Raw genomic sequence first — 24,901 nt, 5'->3', positions numbered from 1 at the left:
AGCAGAAAATCAAGTAAAAAGCCTCTTCCTTTAAGGAAAAGGACTTCTTATACTCAATGAAAATCAAAGAGCAAACTAGGAAGCTAGCCGCAGGTTGCTCAAAGCACTGCTTTGAGGTTGTAGATAGAACTGACGAAGTCAGCTCAAAACAGCGTTTTGAGGTTGTGGATGACGCTGACGTGGTTTGAAGAGATTTTCGAAGAGTATGATTCTTATTGCCAGGCGCCTGAGTTACCAACGTAGTAACCATCAGGTGTGTAGGTATTGCGAAGCATCTTACCTGATGAAGCTAGATAATACCACTTACCATTGTCTTTGACCCAATCATTCGCAATCATGGCACCAGAAGAACTTACATAATACCATTCTCCCTTGTCATAAAGCCAAGTGCTTGCTTTCATGGCTCCTGAGGTTGATAAATAGTACCACTTGCCTTGGTCGTAAAGCCAGTCACTCGCAATCATGGCTCCTGATGATTTAAAGGCATACCAGTTGCTACCTTGATAAAGCCAAGTTTGATTGAACATGACCCCTTTATCATTCATAAAGTACCAAGTTCCATTGTCATAAACCCAATCCTTCTGCACTAATTGACCTTGTTTTTGATAGTACCAGTTTTGATTTGATTTTAGCCAACTTTCTGCTTTTACAATCGGATAAAGTTCTTTGAAAGATCCTCCATCATATTTGTGACTGATAGATTTTAGTTTTTCAAGTTTCAACTCGCCATTGCCATAGTCTGCCCAAGCAAAGACTTTTTGACCATTGACAGTCTCTGGTAAAGTAGCAGTGTAAGTCTTGGTTTGATAATCCCATTTAGCATCGAGGTAGGTGTATTGATCATTTGATTCTTCAATACGATAGTAACCTCTCTTTCCACTATCATTATGAATATCATCCACAACTTTCGTTGACCAGGTCTTGACTTCGTTTCCGCTCTTAGCCTCGACCTTGATATCTCCTCTATAGCCATATGGAACATAGAAATTCAGATAACGCCCTTCTACGCCAATCATAGACTTGTCCTTTTCTTGACCTAGGAAATTGACAGTTTGATCTTGACCATTGAGACTAACTGTCCACTCGATTTTCTCTGTTTTTGGCAAATCCAAGACTTTGATATCCACTTCATGACCATTGTTAAACCGAAGAATCTTGCCATCTTGATACTGTACTCCACACTTAACAACCCATTCTTCTTTAAGCTCAAATGCCTGCCCTGAATGTGGAAAAGCCAGTAAAGCTAGACCAGCTAGAGACAAACCAAATAGTGTGATTTTCTTCATTGTAGTTCCTCCTTAGTTGTTGTTATGTTAATTATATCACTATGTTTTTATTTTGCAACTCATATCCTAAATATGCAAGCAAAAAACCTCTGAGATTGTTCTCAAAGGTTATAATCTAGCTAATTGCTGTTCTCAACTGCTGCAGTGACAAAGGCTGTGTAGAGTTCTTCTGGGCGATTTGGACGGCTTGACAGTTCAGGGTGATACTGACACGCTACAAAGAATTTATTTTCAGGAATTTCCACGATTTCTACCAAACGATTGTCTGGAGAAACTCCTGAGAAGACAAAGCCTGCTGCCTCAAACTGCTCACGGAAGGCGTTGTTAAACTCATAACGGTGACGGTGACGGCGTTGCACCACTTCTTGATTGTGATAAGCAGCCGCAGCCTTAGAGCCACGTTTCAACTTAGATGGATAAAGTCCCAAACGAAGGGTTCCACCCATATCCTCAACATCAATCTGATCACGCATGATATCAATGATAGGGTATTTTGTTTCTGGTGCAAGCTCTGCAGAATTGGCACCTTCGAGTCCTAAAACGTGACGAGCAAACTCAATACAAGTCAGCTGCATTCCCAAGCAGACACCTAACATTGGAACATCATTTTCACGCGCATAGCGGATGGCTTGGATTTTACCTTCCGTACCACGTTGACCAAAACCTCCTGGTACGATGATTCCGTCTGCATCAGACAAGAGCTCTGCTACATTCTCTGCCGTCACATCATTGGCATTGATCCAATTGATTTTAACTTCTGCATCGTTGGCATAACCAGAGTGTTTCAAGGCTTCAACAACAGAAATGTAGGCATCTTGCAACTCAACATACTTACCGACAAGGGAAATTTTTACTTGTTTCTTGAGGTTCATGACCTTGTCCACCATAGCTGACCACTCTGTCATATCCGCTGCTGGTGCGTCTAATTTCAAGTGATCACAGACAATTTGGTCCATACCTTGTGCCTGCAAGTTCAATGGAATTTGGTAAAGATGTTCAACATCTAAAGACTCGATAACAGCCTCTGGTGCCACATCACAGAACTGGGCCAGTTTGTTTTTAATTCCTTGACCAGCTGGCTCTTCTGTACGAATAACCAACATATTTGGCTGGATTCCCAAACCGCGTAATTCTTTTACAGAGTGTTGAGTTGGTTTGGTTTTCATTTCACCAGCTGCCTTGAGGTAAGGAAGGAGAGTTGTATGGATGTACATGACATTGTCCGCACCCACATCTGCCTTCATCTGACGAAGGGCCTCTAGGAATGGCAAGGACTCGATATCCCCGACAGTTCCACCAACTTCTGTAATAATGACATCAGAATCAGTCGTTAGAGCGGCACGCTTAATTTTTTCTTTCAAAGCATCTGTGATATGAGGAATGACTTGAACAGTTGCCCCAAGGTATTCTCCACGGCGTTCCTTACGAAGAACTTCACTATAAATTTTCCCAGTTGTCACGTTGGAATATTTATTGAGATTGATATCAATGAAACGTTCATAGTGACCCAAGTCCAAATCTGTCTCAGCTCCGTCATCTGTCACAAAAACTTCCCCGTGCTGGTAAGGACTCATAGTTCCTGGATCAATATTGATATAAGGGTCAAATTTTTGAATGGTTACTTTTAGACCACGATTTTTCAAGAGACGTCCCAGACTTGCTGCTACAATCCCTTTCCCAATAGACGATACCACACCACCAGTTACAAAAATATATTTCGTAGACATAGATTCCTCTTTCTAAAATGCTCAAGGCCTTGTTAACTACAAGGGGAGATAGAAAACAAAACCCTACTAATAAGAATAATCTGGGACAACTGCACCAGATTCACAACTAAAATACAAGAAGATAACTTCTTGAAAAAACAAAAATAGCTCCCTAAGAACTAGGGAGCCCCGACCTCTAAAAGAGGTGCCCGAACATTATGATACCTAAAATTAGGATAATTGTCAATAGCTAACTTTTATTCCTCGATGTTTTCAGCATCATCATCTGAAAACTCGTCGTCATCTTCGTTAAGATCCACGTCTTCACCCAAGTCATCTGGGGCTATTTCGTTGATTTCTGCATCGTAAGCTTCCACTTCATTTTTCTCATCATCTGGATTTTCATCATCGTATGAAAGAGCTGGATCTGCTTCGTATGCATCTTCGTCTTCTGGATCATCTGCATTGTAGTCAATAGCATCAGAATCACCATCCATGAAGGCATTGACACGTTTTTTCTTAGCTTTTGGTGCTACTTCATCGTCGTCATTTTCTTCAAGAGCGATGATTTCTTCGTCGATTTCGTCTACACCATACCATGAACGAAGCCCCCATTTGTTGTCTCCAAGTGAGATGAAGCTACCGTCAAAGTTCAACTCTGTGTAGAACAAAGGCAAGGCTTCACGGATATCGCTGTTTGATGTTCCAAGGTAGTTTTGAATTTCGTTTACAAGATCGCTAAAATGCATCTCATGGTCGCGACCACGAAGTTCCAAGATAGCACGCGCTACCTCAATCATAGATAGTTCACTTTTTTCTTGCCCAGCAAATACTTCTAATTCCAAAGCGTTTCTCCTCATTTATACTACTATCGCCAGAGCGAACAGACTCTGACCTCATTTTATCATTTACTCTTTATTTTACGATAATTTTGCAGAATAGTCAAAGGTTAAGGGGAACTAATACAAATCTTCTAAGCTTCTATATTCAATGATTTCATTTTTTATGATGCTCTTTTGGAATTCAAAATGATTCAAAGGATTATCAATTAACACTAGCTTGGGAATATCATCTAGGTTAGTAACTAAGGATAAAATAAAATCTGATTTAAACTCTTTGGCTTTTTCATATTCTCTGGCAGTCAATCGAATGCGACCCTTAGATTTTCGAATTCCTTTAACTTCGGCAAGATAGGAATGCTCTTGAACATCTACTTGAAAGTCATATCCATCACCATAAAGACGGGCATCGGTCAATAGTCCACCTTGAAATTTTTCTTCTTTATCAAAATGAAGGAGAAAATAATTCTCAGCCTCCATTCCAGTTTCTTGTAGACGTTTGAATTTAGTTCGAATAATTGGTTTTTCAATGGTAGTAATGCCTGTTCGCTTTCCTTCGCTGGCAAGTAACATTTTAACGATTTCAGCATAACTATGAACATCTTCATTTCCAAACATCATATCAATTAAATCTTTACGAAAACGGTAAACTTCAGCTTTCTGCCACCAACCTTTTCGATTATTGTCAAAATAAGGATCAAATAAATCCATTCTATTTTTTACAACTCCAGTTGTTTCAGCAATTCCCAGAGAAACCACATAGCGATAAAACTCCGACTTGCTAGAACATTGAAATTCTTTTATAAAAAGCTTGTCAAACTTAGCAAGACCATAGCCAATTAAATTTAACAATTCATAATGCGGGTGCTTATACTCAATGAAAATCAAAAATCAAACTAGGAAGCTAGCCGCAAGCTGTACTTGAGTACGGTAAGGCGACGCTGACGTGGTTTGAATTTGATTTTCGACGAGTATTAGACATCACTTTCTCCATCAATAAATATTGATTTCATTATACCAAAAAACACGGCTCATCACCGTGTTTCTGTGTTTATTTCACCAACTTCTTCATCTCATCAATACGTGCGACGGTCGCATCGTATTTCGCTTGGTAGTCGGCTTGTTTGTCACGTTCTTTTTGGACAACTTCTGGTTTGGCATTGGCTACGAAGCGCTCGTTAGAGAGTTTCTTGCCGACCATATCCAGTTCTTTTTGCCATTTAGCGAGTTCCTTGTCGAGACGAGCCAGCTCTTCTTCGACATTGAGAAGATTAGCCAGTGGCAAGTAGATTTCTGCTCCTGTGATGACACTTGACATTGCGAGTTCAGGGGCAGGGATGGTTGATGCGATTTCCAAGTGTTCTGGATTTGTGAAGCGTTTGATGTAGTTGACATTGCTGTTAAAGAAGGCTTCCAAGTCGCTATCGCTTGTTTTAACAAGGATGGTGATAGGCTTGCTTGGTGCTACGTTTACTTCAGCACGCGCATTACGAACGGCACGGATCAAGTCTTTGAGACTCTCTACACCTGTGTGAGCAGCGAGGTCTTCAAAGGCTGGATTGACAGTTGGGTAAGCCGCTGTAACGATAGAGCCTTCTGAGATTTGTCCAAAGATTTCCTCTGTCACAAATGGCATGATTGGGTGGAGGAGACGAAGGATCTTGTCCAAAGTGTAAAGGAGAACAGAACGTGTGATAACTTTCTCTTCTTCGTTGTCGCTGTAAAGGACTTCCTTAGTCAACTCAACGTACCAGTCCGCAAACTCATCCCAGATGAAGTTGTAGAGGATATGTCCAGCGACACCAAACTCAAACTTATCAAAGTTGGCAGTAGCTTTTCCGATTGTTTCATTGAGGTTGTGGAGAATCCAGCGATCAGTGACATTTCCAGCTTCCTTGTTGACCACTTTTTCGACATTGGCAGTTGCTTGCTCAAGGGTCAAGCCTTCATTGTTCATAAGGATGTAGCGAGAGATGTTCCAGATTTTGTTAATGAAGTTCCATGAAGCATCCATTTTCTCGTAAGAGAAGCGCACGTCTTGTCCTGGTGCAGAACCGTTTGAAAGGAACCAACGAAGGGCATCAGCACCGTATTTCTCAATGACATCCATAGGGTCAATTCCGTTTCCGAGAGATTTAGACATCTTGCGTCCTTGCTCGTCACGGATGAGACCGTGGATAAGCACGTTTTGGAATGGCTGACGACCAGTAAATTCCAAGGATTGGAAGATCATACGAGATACCCAGAAGAAGATGATGTCGTAACCTGTTACCAAGGTTGAAGTTGGGAAGTAGCGTTTGAAGTCTGCTGAGTCGACATCAGGCCAGCCCATGGTTGAGAATGGCCAAAGGGCAGAACTGAACCAAGTATCCAAGACATCTTCATCTTGTGTCCATCCGTCACCTTCTGGAGCTTCTTCACCGACGTACATTTCACCCTCAGCATTGTACCAAGCAGGGATTTGATGACCCCACCAGAGCTGACGAGAGATTACCCAGTCGTGTACATTTTCCATCCATTGAAGGAAGGTATCGTTGAAACGAGGTGGGTAGAATTCTACCTTGTCCTCTGTATCTTGGTTGGCAATAGCATTCTTAGCCAATTGGTCCATCTTGACGAACCACTGAGTAGACAAGCGTGGTTCAACCACAACACCTGTACGCTCTGAGTGACCAACACTGTGAACACGTTTTTCGATTTTAACAAGGACACCGATTTCTTCCAACTTGGCAACGACTGCCTTACGAGCTTCAAAACGGTCCATGCCTGCAAATTCAAAGGCCAAGTCATTCATGGTTCCGTCATCATTCATGACGTTGACTTGTGGCAAGTTATGGCGTTGACCAACCAAGAAGTCGTTTGGATCATGGGCAGGCGTGATTTTCACAACACCAGTACCAAACTCAGGGTCTGCGTGTTCATCCCCAACGATTGGAATCAATTTATTAGCGATTGGAAGGATGACATTTTTTCCGATCAAGTCCTTGTAGCGTGGGTCTTCTGGATTGACCGCAACGGCAACATCCCCAAACATAGTCTCAGGACGAGTTGTTGCCACTTCAAGGGCGCGTGAGCCGTCTTCTAGCATGTAGTTCATGTGATAGAAGGCACCTTCTACGTCCTTGTGGATAACTTCGATATCAGAAAGGGCTGTGCGAGCAGCTGGGTCCCAGTTGATGATAAACTCACCACGGTAGATCCAACCTTTCTTGTAAAGGTCCACAAAGACCTTACGAACAGCTTTTGACAAACCTTCGTCAAGAGTGAAACGCTCACGAGAGTAGTCTACAGAGAGCCCCATCTTGCCCCATTGTTCCTTGATAGTAGTGGCATATTCGTCTTTCCATTCCCAGACCTTGTCGAGGAATTTTTCACGACCTAGGTCATAACGCGTAATACCCTCACCACGTAAGCGCTCCTCAACCTTAGCTTGAGTGGCAATCCCCGCGTGGTCCATCCCTGGAAGCCAAAGCGTATCAAAACCTTGCATGCGTTTTTGACGGATGATAATATCTTGAAGAGTCGTATCCCAAGCGTGACCAAGGTGGAGTTTCCCAGTTACGTTTGGTGGTGGAATCACGATAGAATAAGGCTTAGCCTTTTGATCGCCTGAAGGCTTGAAAACATCAGCATCAAGCCATTTTTGGTAACGACCAGCCTCAACCTCGGCTGGATTGTATTTAGGTGAAAGTTCTTTAGACATGTGTTTGTCCTTTCTCTATTTTGTTCATTTTATTTTGAATTTGCTTAGCAACTTCTTCTGCAGACAAATTCGTATTATTTATTTTAAGGTAGTGGTACAACTCATTCGGTTGATGTTGGGAATTTAATTGAAGTGTTTCAGCAGTCTCTAAAATTTCTCTTTCAGATACCTCAATATGTCGTTTTAAGGGTTTGTGCTTTAATCGATTCTCCGTTCGATTTCGATGTAAGCGCTCCTCAAGACTTGTTTCCAACTCCACAAAAAGAATCTCTTGATGATAGTCATCCAATAAATCCTGAATTTGCTTTAAATACATCAGCTGGTACTGATTTGAAAAATCAATTACGTCAGTTAAAATTACTGATCGCTGATTTCTTGCACTTGCTCCAAGGAAAGAAAAGGTGATTCCACGAACAAATTCCCACATTTCCTCTGTAAAGTCCTGATAGATTTCTAATGCAAAATCGATGGCTTGATGGTTATAAAAGAGGGTAGAATCCGTCAGTCGAGATAGTTCTTGACCAATGGTCATTTTTCCTGAGGCCGGAGCACCAATGATGAAAACATGCATCAAATTACCTCCCACTCACTCCTCAGCAAACCATATATCAGACTGTCACAGCGGTTTCCTTGAACATCTTTACGGTCTCGGATACGAGCTTCGAGGGTAAATCCAAGTTTTTCTGCAACTCGTTTACTTTGGACATTATAACCAAAACAAGTCAATTCAATCTTGTGAAGACCTAGTTCTCTAAAAGCTAGGTCAATCAAAGCTCGCGCTGCTTCTGGAACATAACCTCGACCCCAATAGTCTGGGTGCAAGGTGTAGCCAATCTCCAGTACATCGTCTTCGTGCCGATGGTTGAAATCAACAGAGCCGATGACTTTATCGGTTCCTTTGACGACAATCCCATAGCCAGCTGGGAGATTGTCCTTTTGATTGCGTTCTGGAAGGATATGCTCCAGATAGTAAACCTCATCTTCAAGGGTTTTGACTGGAGGAAAGCCTGCTGGATAGGCGACCTCTGGCAAACTAGCATAGGCATGGATATCTTCAGCGTCAGTCACTGTACGAACTCGTAGGACGAGTCGTTCGGTTTCTAATCGTTCTGGCAATTCAGCTCTTGACATCCTTCTTCCTCGCTTTCTTGATAAAGCTTCCCATGGGATTGACTCGGTCATCTAGATAACGATAAACGCGCTGATGCCCGTCCCCCATAAAGTAAGTCGGCGCAAAACGGTCATTTTTAAAATGTCCCTTATCATCCAAGAGTTCAGAATTAACCAGTCGCTCGATAATCTTGGCAAAGATGTGACAAATACCGTCTTCCTCAATAATTCTATCAACTTGACATTCTAATACGACTGGACAAGCCTCTAAAATCGGAGACTGAGTCTGTTCAGAAATCTCGTGGTCTAGCCCCAGGTGTTTCAATTTCTCTCGATGACTGATAAAACCAGCCTGCTCCATCTCGAGCATGAGATTTTCATCAGGAATATTCACAGTAAACTTCTGGTAATGCTTGATTTGCTCAGCCGCATTTTCCTCAGCTCCGACACCAATGACTAGCCAATCTCCCAAGCTATAAGAGGAGCTACAGGTCGTAATATTGTGTCCAAAATTCTGATCCTGATATCCCAAAATGAAAATAGGAAAGCCATAATAGAGTTTACTTGTTTTAAAAGATTGCTTCATGACAACCTCCTTTGACCAAGATACAAAAGAAAAACCCTGCCATCTACATGACAGGGACGAATGTGTTTATCCGCGGTACCACCCAAATTCGGGCAAGGCCCGCAACTCTCGTCTTTAAAATAAAAAGACAATTTTATTTCATTTTTCATCCATTAGCAACCAGTTTTGACACATTTGTGGACTTCTCAGCACCGCCACTTTCTGTAAAATGTGGGATTCAAAACACCTCTAATGGCTTTATTGTAACAAGATTTTGACGGAAATGCAAGGATCAAGAAAAATTACTTGAACTTGATGCCATTTTCCTTCAATTTCTTAATAGTAGCTGGGCCGATTCCTTTCAAGGCAAGGAGTTCTTTTTCAGTCCAGTTTTTGAAATCTGACGCAGACTTGATTCCTTCATCATAGAAAGTTTTGGCACGGTCAAGTGGAAGTCCACCCAAGTTTGCTGCAAAATCTTCTACAGAATTGGCTACTTTTTGAGCTTGCTCTTTGGTAGCTTCTACTGCTTGTTCAACTTTTTTAGAAACAGCCTTACCAGCTTGGCTTGCTGACTGTTCTGCACGTTTTACGACTTTTTTTGTCTCTTCTACAACCTTCGTCACAGTACTTGAGAAAGCACCTGCACGACGGAGGCTATTTCGTAATTGTTTTTTACGATTGAGTTTCTTTGACATGATAAAATCCTTTCAATAAAAAACCCCTGCTCTGACAAGGATTTAATATAAATATTCTATCAAGATTTTAGTAAAAAATCAAGAATCTATCTCGTTTAATAATTTCTCTCACCAAACAAGCCTTCTGGCAAATCATGGAATCCCTTGCCTGCTTTGAAGTTTTCAAACTTACCAAGCAAAAACTGATAAGCATCCAAGCGACTTTCGTATCGAATCATGGCATCTTTGGCACGCTCATCTTGGTCTTCTTCATAGACTTTTTGGCTTTCCTTGTGCGCCATGTCGTTAATCATAATCTGGGTATTGACCCAAGCCTCAAATTCCTTCATAAACTCTTGTTCGTAACTCATTTTTTCTCCTTATTCTAATCCACGGAAATAGTCCGTATCAATCTCACGGTAGGGTTGAATATCCTGAACATACTCCAGCACCCCTTGAAATTCTCCCTCTTCATCGTGCACTGCTGCGTAGGTGATGTGGACAAACTTACCTCGCGACTCAGACTTGAACCACATTTCATACTTGTCCTTAGTACCCTCACGAAGCCCCTTCATAATGGTCTTAACCTTGTCCAAATACTTAGGTGGATGACAGAGTTCAACATTGCGCCCAACTTGGGACGGCGTCCGTTTGAAAATCATCTCGTCAGTCGGCGTATTGTCATTATAATACTGGAAAATATCGTCTTTATTGACAAAAGTAATCTCCATAGGGAGGTGATTGAGAATGAGATTGGCCTGCTCGACCGAGAGATAGCCATTGCCAAAAGACTGTTGACTATGACGGTCCAGCACTGCTTCCTTTTCCTTAGGAGTAAAGGTAATGGTAAACTGTCCTTCTGGCGTATCGATAACTTGTTGAACTTGACCTTCTGCCATATCTAGCTGTACAGGCTCCTCTGCACTCTTTTCCTCGACAAAACTCTGGCGTTCTGGCACCCATTTCTCAGACGGACGGATGATGGCATAGCCATAAGTATCGCTCTCCTCCGCAATCTGAAGCCAGTCATCCTGAGTAAAGGACTCGAGGAGAATCATGAGAAGGATGGACTCTTCCTTGAAAATCATACTTTCAAACTCTGTCGCAAAGGCTTCAAAAGCTTCCTTTACGCTTCTAATTGACACTTCTGGTAGTGACTTGGCTGTCGCTAAAGCTGTTTGAAAGAGTTCCCTGATCTGATCATCCACTCCCCACATGACCTTAGGAGGTGAATCGTGTCCATAGCGCTCCATGATAGGAAAGAAGAGTTCTTCTTTACGTTGGTAATGGATATCAAATTGACCCACAAGTCCCATCTGACGCACCAAGCCCTTACGCATCTCAGCAAGCATTTCTTCATCTTCCATAGACTCATAAGTATCTAACAATCTCCGAATGCGAATCAAGGCAGCGCGGAGTGCCAGATTTTCATCCTTGAAGACGCGAACTGGGTGACCTGGGTGCTCAGTATCTGCAACTTCGACACCCTTAACAGCATTTTTAAAAAGATTAGCATGGACATCACAGAGCTCCATGACATCTTCAAAGGTAACACCTGAGTCTGAGTTCATCAGCTCGTGTTCCATAAGGGAAATCTCGATGGCTGAGACACCTGTAAAGGTCGCATCAAAGCGCTCTTGAACCGACTCAGGAGAAGCACCATTATGCAATTCTAACAAAATATCCCGTAGGATATGAATCCGTTCATCTGCCATTAGTCTAATCCAATCACTTCGTAGCCATTTGCTTCCAGTGTGCGAACAATCTTGTCCATAGGAGTTCCTTCTAGCTTAGAACCCTGTTTGAGCGATACTTTGCGCCCAACGGTGTTGCGCATCAAGGGATTGGCTAGAGGTTTAAAACCAAGCTCCACTAGGATTTCCAAGACTTCTGGATGCTTGTCCACCACTTCTGCAACAGGAATTGACACATCGATGATATTGTCCATAACGACCTCCATGTATGTTCTAATACTCAATGAAAATCAAAGAGCAAACTAGGAAGCTAGCCACAGGCTGTACTTAAGTACGGTAAGGTGAAACTGACGTGGTTTGAATTTGATTTTCGAAGAGTATAAAATGATTTTACTGCTTATATTATATCATATGGGAAGAGATTAAAAAACTAGCAGTGGAGTTCCTGCTAGTTATCTGCGACTTGAATTACGACCTAAATAAGTTTAAAGAGCCAATCCAATATTTTAAATAATAGCTTGTAAAACAGCAATTGGACCGCAAAAGAGATGATCATCCAAAAGAATTTCAAAATCCCAATAATCGGTTTGATAAAAATAATGGCAAGAAGTGCCCAGAAAAATTTCATTTTTTATCCTCTGGCTTAATGAGCCACCGAGCCGTATCCATTAACTTGTCTGCAATAAAAAGTTTACCTAGACCGACAACAACATTGTCATCTTTCTTTATCGTTTTCATTACTTTTACACCTTGTACGGTCAAAAAGTAATTACCATAGATTTTAGCAAAAGCTTTGATAGGCCCCATATTATCTTCCCTCGTTTAACTACACTTTCAAAATATTGAAGATACCAGTCTTGCTGGCTATTTCTGTGAAATTTACTCTTTTCATTTCCTATAATATCATACAAGTTGAATTTTATAAGGCTTTTTAATAATGTTTAACTCTGGAAAGATTCTGCCAGCATGTTTATTGCCTTTTCCTCCACCAAAAAAGAGGGTTGCCCCTCTTCTTAGTTCTTATCCAGATTGCGTAGCATTTCGTCAATCTTGTTTCCATACTCGATGGATTCGTCTTTGACGAAGGTCAAATCTGGGATTTTGTACAATTTCAAATTGCGACCAAGTTCACGTTTGATGGTACCAGTTGCTTTTTCAAGCCCGATTTGAGCTTTTTGGTTATCCGAAGCAAGGTTACTCAAAATGGTGTAGTAAACTTTGGCAACAGACAAGTCACCTAGCATCTGAACATCTGTGATGGTCACACCTTGGACACGCGGATCACGGACTTTCTTTTGCAAAATCTCATTGACTTCACGCTTGATTTCCATGCCCACACGATCCGTACGGAAATGATTTGCCATGATATTCCTTTCTCTACTTTGAACCAAAAGCTAGGCCAGCAGACCTAGCTATTTTTAAACTTATTGATTTTCATTTCAAATTGGAACGAAGTTCAATTTGAAATCATCTGCTTCTTTCGCCGTGGTGAAAGTGATGGAACTGATTTATCAGTCCCATCACAGGGGATTTTTGAGACCCTAGGCTCAAAAACAAGTAATGAAACCATCGGTTTGCTTGCGTCCCTCACCACCTAAGAAAGGAGCAAAAATCTTATCTTTTAATTTCTTCCATGACGTATGCCTCAATCACATCATCAGTCTTGATATCATTGTAGCCATCAATCATCAAACCACCTTCACGACCATTTGTAACTTCTTTGACGTCGTCTTTGTAGTGTTTCAAGCTTGCGAGTTCACCGTCATAGATAACAACACCGTCACGGATTACACGGACTTTAGAATCACGGGTAACCTTACCGTTGATAACCATAAATCCACCGATAGTTCCCACTTTAGACACCTTAAATGTTTCACGGATAAGAGCTTCACCGATGATTTTTTCTTCAAATTCAGGATCCAACATTCCTTTCATGGCTTCTTCCATCTCTTCGATAACCTTGTAGATAATGCTATGGAGACGGATTTCCACATCGTCAGCATCTGCTTGTTGACGAGCTTGTGGTGTAGGACGTACGTTGAAACCAACGATGAAGGCATTTGAAGCTTCCGCAAGAGTCACGTCTGATTCATTGATCGCACCGACCGCTGAGTGGACGATAGTAACTTTAACACCTTCCACGTCGATCTTTTGAAGTGAGGCAGAAAGGGCTTCAACAGAACCTTGTACGTCTGCCTTGATGATGACGTTAACAGACTTAAGTTCACCAGCTTTAAGCGTATCAAAGAGGTTTTCAAGGCTGACACGTTGGGTAGCTTGACGTTGTTTCATGAGGGCACGTTTGGCACGTTCTTCACCTGCTGCACGCGCAGATTTTTCATCTTCGTAAACAGCAAAGTGGTCACCCGCCATTGGCGCTTCGTTCAAACCTGTGATAGAAACTGGTGTTGATGGTCCAGCAACTTTAACACGACGACCAAGGTCATTGGTCATAGCACGAACACGACCGAAGGTATTTCCGACAACGATTGGGTCTTGAACATTCAAGGTACCTTGTTGAACAAGAAGGGTTGCGACCGCACCTTTTCCTTTATCCAAGCGCGCTTCGATAACTGTACCGATCGCACGCACTGTTGGGTCTGCCTTGAGTTCTTGGATTTCAGCCACAAGAAGGACTGTTTCCAACAATTCTTCGATATTTTGGTTGAATTTAGCCGAGATTTCAACAAATTCAGAATCTCCACCCCAAGCGGTTGACATAACCCCATGCTCTGCCAATTCACCGATAACGCGTTCTGGGTTGGCACCTGGTTTATCAATCTTGTTGATAGCTACGATGATTGGAACGTTGGCCGCTTTTGAGTGGTTAATGGCTTCGATAGTCTGAGGCATAACCCCGTCATCTGCCGCTACAACCAAAATAGTAATATCGGTAACAGAAGCACCACGCGCACGCATAGATGTAAAAGCCGCGTGTCCTGGTGTATCAAGGAAGGTAATCTTCTTGCCATTTTCCACGATTTGGTAGGCACCGATATGCTGAGTGATACCACCTGCTTCACCTGTCGCAACACGAGAGTTACGGAGGGTATCTAGGAGGGTTGTTTTACCGTGGTCAACGTGTCCCATGATAGTTACAACTGGTGGACGCTCAACCAATTCATCTTCATTGAGATAACCATCTTCGACAAAGAAACGTTCGATGTCAGCATTATCCACTTCAACCTTTTGTTTGGCTTCGATACCGTAATCCACCATGAGGAGTTCGATGGTTTCTCCATCCAAGGATTGATTTTGTGTGGCCATGACGCCCATCATAAAGAGTTTCTTAACGATTTCAGCTGGTTCACGTTTGATACGTTTTGCGATTTCCGCAACGGTCATACCATCTGTATATTCAAATTCTGTTGGCAATTCATGGAATTTACGCTCTGTAACAGGTTTTGGAGCCTGATTACGGTTGTTCTTGTTATTGCCTTTTTTGTTCTTTTTGTTGTTATTCCAGTTACTATTCTTTTGATTTCTCACTTGATTTTGACTACTTCGATTCTTTTGTTGTTTTCTAGGACCATCTTCTTCGTGATCATAATCATCACGTTCTTTGTCTGGTCGAGCTTGTTTTTTACGACGTGTATCCACTGGCGCTTCTTTAGCTACAGGAGCTGGTTCAACCACTGCTTGAACTTGTTGCGCTTGTTCAGCTAACTTAGCCACTTCTTCAAAGATTTCCTCTGGCTCCTTGCGTTTGTTTGCTTGGGCCAAGGCTTCTTTGGCAGCCTGAGTCTGCTTGAAACGTTCCTCACTTGAACGTGCGTACTCTGCATTTTGCTCTGCTTTTAGGGCTGCTGCACGAGCTTTAAAGTCAATGCGTGGAGCCGCTTGATTTGGACGCTTGTCCTCTTGCTGACGGCGCTCATTGCCACGATTTTGCTGGCCTTGCTGTTTCTTAGCTTGGTCATTAAAACGACGATTGTCGCGGTTGCCTTGACCTTGTTTTCCACCATTGCGACCGTCGTTTTTCTGACGGTTCCCGTTTTGTTGTCGGTCACGGTTATTGCCCTTATTTTGCTTGCGTCGTTCTGCCTGCTCTTTGGCACGGGCTTCACGCTCAGCCTTGAAATTACGGCTTTGCGGTTTAGCTGCTACTTTTTCTGCCTTCGGAGCAACTGGTTCAGCCGTTTTTGCCTCTTTCTTGGCTACAGCTGGTTTTACTGCCTCAGATTTTTCAACTTTCTTTTCTGCACTTGCTTTTGGTGCTGCAGGTTTTGCTTCTTCTTTCGGAGCAGCTGCAGGCTTAAAGCTGGCAGCGATTTTTGCAGCGACAGCTTCTTCCACACTTGATGAGTGGCTTTTCACATCCAAGCCCAACTCTTTTGCACGCGCTACAACTTCTTTGCTTTCTTTTCCAAGTTCTTTTGCGATTTCGTACAATCTTTTCTTAGACAAATCATGTCCTCCTCTTCTATTCCATAAGAGACCTCATTTTCTTTGTAAATCCAGCATCTGTTACAGCCAAAACCTTTCTCGATTTCCCGACTGCTATGCTTAATTCCAGTGTTGAAAACACGGTTACAATTTCTACTTGATAATAATGACTTTTATCTTGAATCTTCTTGGTCAGATTGGGTCCAGCATCATGGGCTAGAAAGACCAACTTGGCCTTGCCATCTTGAATGGCCTTGACCACCAATTCTTCACCCGATATAATCCGCCCTGCTCTCTGAGCAAGTCCCAAGAGATTGCTTATCTTTTGCTTATTCAAGTCCTAACTCTCTTCTTTTTACTTTGTGATCCACATAAGCGATCAACTCGTCATAAAAGCTTTCTTCCACTTCCATGTCAAAGCTACGGTTAAAGACCTTCTTCTTTTTAGCCTCTAAGGCTTCTGCATTGTCTAGCTTGATATAAGCGCCACGGCCATTGGCCTTGCCTGTCGGATCGATAAAGACTTGTCCTTCCTTGTTCTTAACAATGCGGAGCAAATCACGCTTATCAATCACTTCGTTGGATACAACAGACTTGCGCAAAGGGATTTTTCTTGTTTTCATCTTTCCCTCCTCTAGCAGCTTTTATTCTTCTACAGTATCGTTTTCTGCTTCCAAATCTACTGAAGCAGTCTCTTCCATGGCTTCAAATTCACTAGCAGACTTGATATCGATACGGTAACCAGTCAAGTGAGCTGCCAAGCGAACGTTTTGCCCACGACGACCGATTGCAAGAGAAAGCTTGTTATCAGGAACAACCACCAAGGCACGTTTGCTGTCGTTTTCGTCAAAGATAACTTGGTCAACTTCAGCAGGAGCGATGGCATTGTAGATAAATTCAGCTGGATCTGCTACCCACTCGATAACATCGATATTTTCTTCGATTGGTACCATACGGTCGCTCTTGGCATCGTAACGAGCCGGGTGGAATTTGCTAGTAATCTTCTTGATATTAGCTCCACCACGTCCAACGATTGTACCGATAGCGTCTACGTTTGGATTATGGCTACGAACTGCAACCTTAGTACGGTCACCAGCTTCACGAGCTACGCTCATGATTTCAACAGTTCCATCATAAACTTCTGGAATTTCTTGCTCCATCAAGCGTTTGATCATTTCTGGATGGCTACGGCTAACAAAGACGTTGACACCACGAGGGTTGTCTTCAACCTTGTAAACATATACTTCGATACGATCATGAGAAGCAAAAACTTCCCCAGGGATTTGGTCTTGTTTTGACAATTGGGCTTCGATGCTGCCGAGGTTGACATAGATGAAGCGATTGTCAAAGCGTTCTACTGTACCAGACATGATTTCTTGTTCATGCTCTTTGTAAGTATTGTAAGTGATGGCACGTGTTTGCTTGCGCATTTTTTCCATGATGGTTTGTTTGGCAGATTGAGCTGCTACACGACCAAACTCAGCAGGTGCTTCTTCAAACTTGATCTTGTCACCAAGCTCGTAGGCTGAATTAATGGCAAGAGCATCTTTCAAGCTGATTTCCAAACGGCTATCAAAGACTTCATCCACAACTTCACGAACAGTATAGACTGTGAAATCACCTGTTTTTTCATTGAAATCAATAGCTACGCTGTCTGATTGACCATAGCGTCTGCGATAAGCGGAACGAAGCGACTCTACTACTGCGTCGATGATGTCTTCTTTTTTGATTCCCTTGTCTTCTTCCAAAATGCGGAAGGCCTCTAGCATTTCTTTACTCATGTTTTCTTCACTTTTGAATCCTCAAAAGCTATCCTTTCTTTTTCTATAATTTTACTGCTAAACGTGCTTTTGATACTAAACTGTATGGAATTTGGACAGTTTTCTTACGCGTCTTGTCCATATATTCCATGGTCAACTCGTCCTCTTCGAAGGCCAACAAGGTTCCTTCAAAGACCTTTTGCTTATCGATGGCTTGGTAGAGCCCGACATGGATGTATTTCCCAACCGCTCCAGCAACGGCATCCTTGGTTTTTAAAGGACGTTCCAAGCCTGGACTGGTGATTTCTAGGAAATATTGTTCTGGGAAGGGATCTGGCTTGATGGTGTCTAGGACAGGACTGATAATTTCTGTCAAGTCTGCCGTGTCGTTCAAGGTAATTCCTTCAGGTTTATCTACAAAAATACTGAGAATCATGTCACTGCCAATCTTTCCATACTCGATATCCACGAGTTCGAAAGGCGCTTCTATGACAGGTTCTACAACTTCTCTGACTAATTCTACGATTGTTGCGATTGCGTCCACCTCCTCATAAGCAAGAGGCGAAGATATTTCCCCGCCTCTCTTTCTCATATTCTTACTCTTAGTATAGCACATTTGCCAACTTATGTAAAGCAAAAGCACTTATACAGCCTGATTTCAGGCTATTTCTTAAAATTCTGCCTCAACTCGGTAGATAACTTGCCCCTTGTTGGAGAATTTCTGCTCGTATTCTGTCATGACATTGCCTTCAAAATCACTGGCATGTAAATCGAGCCAAACACCATTGAGCTTCATGCCATATTGAGAAAAGCTCACTAGGCTGTACTCAAACAAGCCACGGTTATCCGTTTTGAAATGAATTTCTCCATTTTCAGGTAAGATACGCTTGAAGGTATCCAAGAAGGTCTTGTAAGTCAAACGACGCTTTTCATGGCGTTTTTTAGGCCATGGATCTGAAAAGTTCAGATACAAGCGATCAATCTCACCGTCTTCAAAGTAGTCAGTCAAGTCAGAACCATCTACCCACAAAAGCTTGATGTTAGGCACTCCAACTTCAAGCACCTTGTCCAAAGCGTAGCTCAAAACCGACTTTTGAATATCAATCCCGATATAGTTGATGCCAGGGTTTTGGTTGGCCATACCTGAAACAAAGGCACCCTTTCCACTTCCAACTTCCACATGAATGGGATTGTCGTTACCAAACAAGTCCCGCCATTTCCCCTTGGCTTCCAAGGGATTGAGGACTACATACTGGGGATTTGCTTCTAGTAATTCTGTCGCCCCTTTACGATTTCTAACTCTCATCTTCTCTTTCCATACTTGTCTCGGAAGTGACGCAGGCCATGAATCTCCCGATTGACATTTTCTAAATCTTGGTTCATATAATACTTGGAAATCTGGCTCAAGTAAGACAATTGACCGTACCAATACAATTTATTTAATACCGTTTGATTGTACTTATAACCGTAGTAGGTCAACCATTCCTTCCACTGATGTTCTGGAATATAATGGCAGAGCATATGGGCCACATCAAACATGCGATCAGTCAAGCGAACCGAATCCCAATCCACCAAATAAATCAAGCCACTGTCTGTCTCAATCCAATTACTATGTCGTACATCTCCATGGACAATGGTCGCATGGTCCTCTCTAAATCCTGGAATAGTCTGACGTAAATCAGCCATCACTTCACTGATAAAATGATTTTTACGCAAAGCATCTGGAGCCGTTTCCTGCCAAGACTGTAATAAATCTACAGGTGTTTCCATGGCATATCCCAAACGACTCAACTGTGTCATCAACGGACGTGAGCGATGAAGACGGGTTAAAATATTGACGATTTGCTTACGATTCATATCATAGGGGGTCAATATCTTGCCTGTCAACCATTCTTGAGCACACATATCACGCCCATCTGCCAAACGGCGACTCCATAATAATTGTGGAGCAATTTGTTCTCTAGCTAGACCAGGTAGGATTGGAGAGGTGTTCATTTTTACAAAGATGCGCTTCCCATCAGGATAGCTACCCATATAAGCCTTGCCACTTTTCCCAGGTATGGGAGTCAGTGTTAGCTCATTATCACCCAAATCCATTTCTTTCCTCCGTATAAAGTTTCCTTACTATTCTACTAGTTTTTGGCCTATTCGTCAACCGCTCCACGCCCGATTCTCAAAGAAAAGCATCTCAATTGGCTCGGGCTATCATTATAACTTGAAAAAGGCAAGCACCATCTCCTACTTACCTTTTCATGATTTTTATAAATAATATAGGAGTGGCCAACTGTTGTAAAACATGTGGACTAGAGTAGAAACCCACAAGTTTTGGCTCTTTTTATAAGCAAAACCCAGCAACAAGCCCCCAAGTAGATAAAAAATAAACGAAGGGACATTAGAAGGTCCATGCATGAAAGAAAAGAGAGAGGAAGTTAGCACAAGCCCTAACCAAGAATTGTCAAAAACGGCACCTTGAAGAAGTCCTCTGAAAATGAGTTCTTCCTGGATTGGTCCAAAAACTGAGGTAGTCAAAATCAAAGACAGGGAAATTCCTCTGCTGACTTCCGCCAAGTGTTGAACTCCCGCGCCAGAAGAAACAGCAAAGAAATGAATATAAACCAGTGTCTCAAGTACACTTAGAAGAAAGATTGCAATGAAAAGCAAAAGGTCTTTCTTGCTTAACATCCCAAAAGAAATCATATCAAACCATTTCGCATAGCCAAAACTAAGTAAAAGCAAGAGACTCTTTATCATAATGAATGTGTACTGGTGTTGAAAATAATCCCCTTGATTGACGGAATATCCCACTGCACCCACGATTGCAAATACTAAAAATCCCAAAAATAAGGCATGGCACTTATTGAAAATGGCCATAAAACTATCCTCCTCACCAAACAGACTTTCCTACACGTCATCCTTTAGCTCTAGCCTTTCCAAAACAAACCATTTTAGTAACCAAAATCCGACCACATATCCAGCCCCTAAGAAGATAGCCATTAAGGCTAGCATGGAATTTAGGGAATTAAAGACCACCGCAGATACAAAGGTTAGCACAAAAACATTAAAGGCAATGGTGTCAGAAGCCAAGACCAGAATATAAGGCGTCAACCAGTCTAAGGTTTTGGAATCTAGGAAAAATAAGTGTTTATACATGATGACCTCCTCCTGCCAGTCTATAGACTAGCCCCAGATTAAGAAGAAAACTCTTCCCCTACTTTTTATAATACTTCAAACCCCAAATGAGCAGAAGCATGATAAGCAAGCAGAGAATAGCGCCAATATAAGCGATTAGTTGTTGGTAGAATTCTACTGCTGTGATACCTCTATACAAACAAATAATAGACATAAAGCCTGTCAAGCCAATATACATGAGTTGATTGGTTTTAGGGCTAACTAAATCATCATCTTCAAACTCTCTTATTCTCATTTCCCTAGTGAGGTAAACAGTGAGCAAAATGGAAGCTAAGTTAATAACCACTAAGAGAAATTGGAAAACCAAGGAAAAATTTAAAAACTGACGAGATAGAAATAGATAAGTGGAGACAAGTAAGGGCAACTGACCTAGGAACAATCTCGCAAGGAAGATGTTCCGTTTTTTAGCAAGAAAAGTTTTCATTTCTTTGCTCCTTTCTTTTTAGTTAAAGCAAGATAGATTATAACCGCAATCACATAGGCTATGGTATAGAATAGATGATACCAAGCACTATCCCTAAGCGGATATAGAAATATGGACATGATCAGATACAAGATGAAAATGACAAGTATTTTTTTCTTCATAAAATTTCCTCCTAAATATATGCTTTATCTTAGTTTAGCTACAACCTTTACACTGCTAGTATAGCACTCGTTTTATTCTTGGATCACTCAAATCGTAAATGGTCATCAAAACCTCTTGAATTGTTAAAAAATTTAAAAAAGCAAGCATGAAAAACATACTTGCCCTGGGGGAACTTGACAACATAAAAATCTAAAATTGAAAGCTATTCACCCTCACTTCCGTATGTTCTCATATATTCTCATAATCGCAACAAGGATAGCAGCTGTCCCACTTGCCAAAGCGATAAGGGTAATGATAATGTTGAGGATTTCAGGCGTACTCCCTATTCTGTTGATAAGACGGAGTAGGGATATAACTGTCAACTGAATCAGTAGTATTGATTCTACTCTTACCATTGAAGTAAGTCTGTTTTCAACTGCATATAAAAAGGCTGGTAGCATAACACAGGCTATAGCAATCACAAACAGGTTGCTCCCTGTTTCTTCTCCCTTGTTCACCACGGAAATCATGAGAAGATTCGATGCTATAATCAACGTAGAACAGATGATAAAAAAGGACTTCTTATTCATTTAATATACCTCGCATACTATAGCAAAAGTCTGGCTCGATAAAGACAAACTTTATCTGTTAACTTCTGCCAATTCTTTTTTCACAAATTCTCTAATGAGCAACCGGCAACAAGTGAACCGTTAAAACCTGACGAAAGACTTGATTTTGACAGGTGGTATTGAGACTGGTATTGGGATGACTTTCCACAATTTTCATGACGGTATAGAGACCAACTCCTCTCTCCTCCCCTTTAGAGCTTGCTCCAAAGGAGAAAATCTCAGAAATGTCTATACCCTCTTCTTTGATGGAATTTTCAATGATAAAGGTCTCCTGTGCTCCATTTTTTAAAAAGGCGATTGAAACATGAGGTTGATTAGTCTCTGCACTGGCTTCAATAGCATTATCACAAAGGATAGACACAATAGTCAGAAAATCAAGCAGGCTCATCCCCTCTACCTGAATCTCCTCAGGAACTTCGACATTAAAGACAATCTTCTTATCTCTGGCTTTTAGAAATTTCCCCGCGAGGAGACTTTTAAGGGCACGATCCCGAATATTCACCAATCGACCAAGGTCATATTTATTATCCTGCAATTTTTCACTAGAATCCTTTAAGACCGAGTCGTAGACCTCTTTTATCTGCTCCATGTCCTCCTCTTCAATGCCCAGACGTAAACTAGTCAAGAGGTTGGTGTAGTCATGGCGAAAACTCCGCACTTCCTTGTAAAGTTCCTCTATATGCCGACTATAGCGTTCCATATCTCTGTAGCGCAAGGCCTTCTCTTGGTCCAATCTCTCATGAAGTTTGTCCTTCAAATAGGTATCTAGCTTCTTGACAATCCCCATAAAAAAGAGTAGGTAAAACACTAGAATAAAATGGCGAACAGTCTTTGATTGGATAACTTGTTCATATTCAAAGAAAGACAAAGTTTCCATGACTAGAAAGTAAGCCCCCATTATCCAGTTAATCGTAGTCAGGGATTTTTGAAAATCTTTATCTATACTCTCCCTTCTCAAGCTAGTGAAATCATAGTCCAACCATTTCAAAAAGACTAATACTATGGAGCAAACGAATATCATAATCAACAAAAAGACAAGATTTCCATCTCCATCTACAATCCCTTTCCCAAAAAACGGAAACACAAAATAGGAGAGACTTCTGTAAAAGATATCCATCAATACAATTGGAAAGAGACCATAAAAGAAAAGGAGTCTTTTAGAAAGCCCTCTTAACAATAAGAAAGACAAGCTGAGGCCGAACAAGGGTTCTATAAAGTATGACAGATAGTCAGTCAAGACTAAATAATTAAAAGTTGTAACAATTGCTGCTAGAAGAAATTTTAGAAGAAAGGCCTTAAAAATTCTATCGAAAGTGAGACTAATTCCATCTACCTTAAAGAACATGATAATTTCTAGCCCAATAATAGCTAGTGAATACAATATCATCCAAAAAATATACATAAATTCTCCTCACCTAGTGCAAGTTATTAATAGCCTCAGACACTTCCCTGACCTTATAACGCGCTATCATACAGTTTCCACCATTGGGAAAGAAAAGGAGTTTTTCTTTCTTATCCAAACGAACTACATTGGCAGGATTGATGAGAAAAGAGCGATGGCACTGCAAGAGACGGGGTTCCTGCTTGAAAACCTCCTCTAAACTCGCTGTAAACTCCAGCCTATCTGTCTTGGTATAGAGAATAACACGATGAGCTCTGGGTGACGTTTCGAGATAGTAGACCTCTTTAAAAGGGTACTGGAATTGGGCAAATTTTGATTTAAAGTAAAAGCAATCTTCCGCCAGACTCTTACTGTCTTGACTATTGGCATAAAGGAGAGCTGTCTCGATACGAGATTCAAATTCCTCTGCCGAAAGGGCCTTATCAATGTAGTCCAAAGCAGACACTTGGTAACGAAAGGACAGTGGCATAAACTCCGAGTGAGTCGTCACAAAGACAATCAGAGCATAAGGATCCCGATCCCGAATTTTTCTAGCCACTTCCAGCCCCTTCATCTCCTCATTTCGAATCTCAATATCCAAAAAGAATAGCTGATGGGCTCCCTTCTCATGCACCTCTGCCAGCAGCTGGTCTGGTTTGCCAAAAACTTCAAAAGAACTGGGAGTGATATGATGTTCCTTCAAGAGTTTTTCAATCGTCGTTTCAATCCTAGTCTGTTGGGAAAAATCATCTTCTAAAACAAATATTCTCATCTTCTTACTCTCCTTGTTTCAATTTCTTCCTAAAAAGAGAATAGCAAAAATACTATGATACAAGCCCACCAAATCCTAAACAGGCCTTCAACGCTCCTGAAAGGTAGCTTGTTCCTCAAATAAGCATGATAATCTTACCACTATTTTATCATAAAATCTTAACAGTACCATTCAGGAAATTTCAAGGGCAATTAAAGATTTTATGGTGAAAAAGGAGATAAAAGTGATAGACTGACAGTATCAAAATACAGTTGTTAGAACCAAGACTGGCACCCAAATTAAAGGAGGAATTTTCATGACAGATACAGACCCTATCAAAAGAGCTCAGACTTTGATTACTGACTTAAACAAAGCCTACCAAGCATGCAAACAGGCAAGCGCTGACGATGTCCGCTTTCAGGAGCAATTAAACTCTATTCTTGGTTTTCTAGCCAGGGCTGAGACTGTGGATAATCGAGTCTTGATTGAACTGGAAAAATTTTACCAGACTTCCAGTCTTCTCATGGGACTCAGCGCTCTTGATCCAGATGCCCCTACTCGCGCCGCTTGGCGGGCCTATGACCGCTTCCACTTTGACCAAGTCAAGACCAAGTTGAGTCTCTACGGACCAACCATTATCCTGTAGAAAATAAAAGAAGC

Annotated in this window: 27 protein-coding genes; 1 reads left to right on the top strand and 26 read right to left on the bottom strand. The window is 41.6% G+C overall.

Annotated elements, in window-relative coordinates:
* Nucleotides 1-212: 212 nt before the first annotated feature.
* The 26 genes from N8N51_RS05590 to N8N51_RS05465 all read right to left on the bottom strand — a co-directional run bounded on the left by N8N51_RS05590 (nt 213) and on the right by N8N51_RS05465 (nt 24,262).
* Nucleotides 213-1,286: an N-acetylmuramoyl-L-alanine amidase family protein gene (locus N8N51_RS05590; RefSeq protein WP_203180769.1), complete on the bottom strand. Its 1,074-nt coding sequence runs from the start codon at nt 1,284-1,286 to the stop codon at nt 213-215.
* A gap of 119 nt (nt 1,287-1,405) precedes the next feature.
* Complete coding sequence (locus N8N51_RS05585; protein WP_000105236.1) at nt 1,406-3,013, bottom strand: CTP synthase; 1,608 nt, start codon at nt 3,011-3,013, stop codon at nt 1,406-1,408.
* A 236-nt stretch (nt 3,014-3,249) separates the two neighbouring features.
* Nucleotides 3,250-3,837 (bottom strand): DNA-directed RNA polymerase subunit delta, encoded by a 588-nt coding sequence (gene rpoE, locus N8N51_RS05580; protein WP_000418401.1) that lies wholly within the window; start codon nt 3,835-3,837, stop codon nt 3,250-3,252.
* A gap of 114 nt (nt 3,838-3,951) precedes the next feature.
* Nucleotides 3,952-4,710 (bottom strand): protein NO VEIN domain-containing protein, encoded by a 759-nt coding sequence (locus tag N8N51_RS05575; RefSeq protein ID WP_203180780.1) that lies wholly within the window; start codon nt 4,708-4,710, stop codon nt 3,952-3,954.
* Between the two features lie 172 nt (nt 4,711-4,882).
* Entirely contained in the window at nt 4,883-7,534 is a 2,652-nt protein-coding gene (locus N8N51_RS05570) for a valine--tRNA ligase (RefSeq protein ID WP_203180768.1), read from the bottom strand.
* Nucleotides 7,527-8,105: an AAA family ATPase gene (locus N8N51_RS05565; RefSeq protein WP_203180767.1), complete on the bottom strand. Its 579-nt coding sequence runs from the start codon at nt 8,103-8,105 to the stop codon at nt 7,527-7,529. Before N8N51_RS05565 ends, N8N51_RS05570 begins: the two co-directional genes overlap by 8 nt.
* The gene (locus tag N8N51_RS05560; RefSeq protein WP_203180766.1) at nt 8,105-8,665 is read right to left on the bottom strand and encodes a GNAT family N-acetyltransferase; all 561 of its coding nucleotides are present in this window, start codon (nt 8,663-8,665) and stop codon (nt 8,105-8,107) included. The genes N8N51_RS05565 and N8N51_RS05560 overlap by 1 nt, the downstream gene beginning before the upstream one ends.
* On the bottom strand, nt 8,652-9,230 hold the full coding sequence (locus N8N51_RS05555; RefSeq protein WP_084947421.1) for a flavin reductase family protein: 579 nt from the start codon (nt 9,228-9,230) through the stop codon (nt 8,652-8,654). The genes N8N51_RS05560 and N8N51_RS05555 overlap by 14 nt, the downstream gene beginning before the upstream one ends.
* A 281-nt stretch (nt 9,231-9,511) precedes the next feature.
* Complete coding sequence (locus tag N8N51_RS05550) at nt 9,512-9,907, bottom strand: helix-hairpin-helix domain-containing protein (protein ID WP_000038635.1); 396 nt, start codon at nt 9,905-9,907, stop codon at nt 9,512-9,514.
* 95 nt (nt 9,908-10,002) lie between these two features.
* Nucleotides 10,003-10,257, bottom strand: a complete 255-nt coding sequence (locus N8N51_RS05545) for a DUF1912 family protein (RefSeq protein WP_000119707.1) — start codon at nt 10,255-10,257, stop codon at nt 10,003-10,005.
* Nucleotides 10,258-10,266: 9 nt separating this feature from the next.
* On the bottom strand, nt 10,267-11,601 hold the full coding sequence (locus N8N51_RS05540; RefSeq protein WP_261103767.1) for a DUF438 domain-containing protein: 1,335 nt from the start codon (nt 11,599-11,601) through the stop codon (nt 10,267-10,269).
* Nucleotides 11,601-11,834, bottom strand: a complete 234-nt coding sequence (locus tag N8N51_RS05535; protein ID WP_000368739.1) for a DUF1858 domain-containing protein — start codon at nt 11,832-11,834, stop codon at nt 11,601-11,603. Before N8N51_RS05535 ends, N8N51_RS05540 begins: the two co-directional genes overlap by 1 nt.
* 370 nt (nt 11,835-12,204) lie before the next feature.
* Nucleotides 12,205-12,387 carry a hypothetical protein gene (locus N8N51_RS05530; RefSeq protein ID WP_261011972.1) on the bottom strand — a complete coding sequence of 61 codons (183 nt, stop codon included), beginning with the start codon at nt 12,385-12,387 and terminating at the stop codon, nt 12,205-12,207.
* 206 nt (nt 12,388-12,593) lie between these two features.
* Nucleotides 12,594-12,944, bottom strand: a complete 351-nt coding sequence (gene rbfA, locus N8N51_RS05525; protein ID WP_001273601.1) for a 30S ribosome-binding factor RbfA — start codon at nt 12,942-12,944, stop codon at nt 12,594-12,596.
* Nucleotides 12,945-13,194: 250 nt separating this feature from the next.
* Nucleotides 13,195-15,987 (bottom strand): translation initiation factor IF-2, encoded by a 2,793-nt coding sequence (gene infB, locus N8N51_RS05520; protein WP_261103766.1) that lies wholly within the window; start codon nt 15,985-15,987, stop codon nt 13,195-13,197.
* Between the two features lie 16 nt (nt 15,988-16,003).
* Nucleotides 16,004-16,303, bottom strand: a complete 300-nt coding sequence (locus N8N51_RS05515; RefSeq protein WP_001041390.1) for a YlxQ-related RNA-binding protein — start codon at nt 16,301-16,303, stop codon at nt 16,004-16,006.
* Nucleotides 16,296-16,589 (bottom strand): RNase P modulator RnpM, encoded by a 294-nt coding sequence (gene rnpM / locus N8N51_RS05510; RefSeq protein ID WP_000857557.1) that lies wholly within the window; start codon nt 16,587-16,589, stop codon nt 16,296-16,298. Before rnpM ends, N8N51_RS05515 begins: the two co-directional genes overlap by 8 nt.
* A 21-nt stretch (nt 16,590-16,610) precedes the next feature.
* Nucleotides 16,611-17,747, bottom strand: a complete 1,137-nt coding sequence (gene nusA / locus N8N51_RS05505; protein WP_049538831.1) for a transcription termination factor NusA — start codon at nt 17,745-17,747, stop codon at nt 16,611-16,613.
* Nucleotides 17,748-17,790: 43 nt separating this feature from the next.
* Nucleotides 17,791-18,270: a ribosome maturation factor RimP gene (rimP, locus tag N8N51_RS05500; protein ID WP_001808691.1), complete on the bottom strand. Its 480-nt coding sequence runs from the start codon at nt 18,268-18,270 to the stop codon at nt 17,791-17,793.
* Nucleotides 18,271-18,396: 126 nt separating this feature from the next.
* Nucleotides 18,397-19,032, bottom strand: a complete 636-nt coding sequence (trmB, locus tag N8N51_RS05495) for a tRNA (guanosine(46)-N7)-methyltransferase TrmB (RefSeq protein WP_084861854.1) — start codon at nt 19,030-19,032, stop codon at nt 18,397-18,399.
* Nucleotides 19,029-19,823 carry a cell cycle regulator CcrZ gene (gene ccrZ / locus N8N51_RS05490; RefSeq protein WP_000362999.1) on the bottom strand — a complete coding sequence of 265 codons (795 nt, stop codon included), beginning with the start codon at nt 19,821-19,823 and terminating at the stop codon, nt 19,029-19,031. The genes trmB and ccrZ overlap by 4 nt, the downstream gene beginning before the upstream one ends.
* Nucleotides 19,824-19,985: 162 nt before the next feature.
* A complete protein-coding gene (locus N8N51_RS05485) occupies nt 19,986-20,597 on the bottom strand; it encodes a CPBP family intramembrane glutamic endopeptidase (RefSeq protein ID WP_261103765.1) in 612 nt (203 codons plus the stop codon).
* Between the two features lie 30 nt (nt 20,598-20,627).
* A complete protein-coding gene (gene blpZ / locus N8N51_RS05480; protein WP_061759576.1) occupies nt 20,628-20,876 on the bottom strand; it encodes an immunity protein BlpZ in 249 nt (82 codons plus the stop codon).
* A 58-nt stretch (nt 20,877-20,934) separates the two neighbouring features.
* Nucleotides 20,935-21,339, bottom strand: coding sequence for a hypothetical protein (locus N8N51_RS05475; RefSeq protein WP_061864547.1), 405 nt, complete (start codon nt 21,337-21,339; stop codon nt 20,935-20,937).
* A gap of 822 nt (nt 21,340-22,161) precedes the next feature.
* Complete coding sequence (locus N8N51_RS05470; RefSeq protein ID WP_261100322.1) at nt 22,162-23,511, bottom strand: sensor histidine kinase; 1,350 nt, start codon at nt 23,509-23,511, stop codon at nt 22,162-22,164.
* A 13-nt stretch (nt 23,512-23,524) separates the two neighbouring features.
* A complete protein-coding gene (locus tag N8N51_RS05465; RefSeq protein ID WP_045612800.1) occupies nt 23,525-24,262 on the bottom strand; it encodes a response regulator transcription factor in 738 nt (245 codons plus the stop codon).
* A 295-nt stretch (nt 24,263-24,557) separates the two neighbouring features.
* On the opposite strand from N8N51_RS05465, the gene N8N51_RS05460 reads away from it, so the two are divergent.
* A complete protein-coding gene (locus N8N51_RS05460; protein WP_140224452.1) occupies nt 24,558-24,887 on the top strand; it encodes a helicase BlpT in 330 nt (109 codons plus the stop codon).
* Nucleotides 24,888-24,901 lie beyond the last annotated feature (14 nt).

This window comes from Streptococcus mitis, assembly GCF_946188685.1.
Lineage (GTDB): Bacteria > Bacillota > Bacilli > Lactobacillales > Streptococcaceae > Streptococcus > Streptococcus mitis_CC.
The sequence above is the reverse complement of the archived record's forward strand: the minus strand, read 5'-3'. Positions and strand labels throughout refer to the sequence as shown.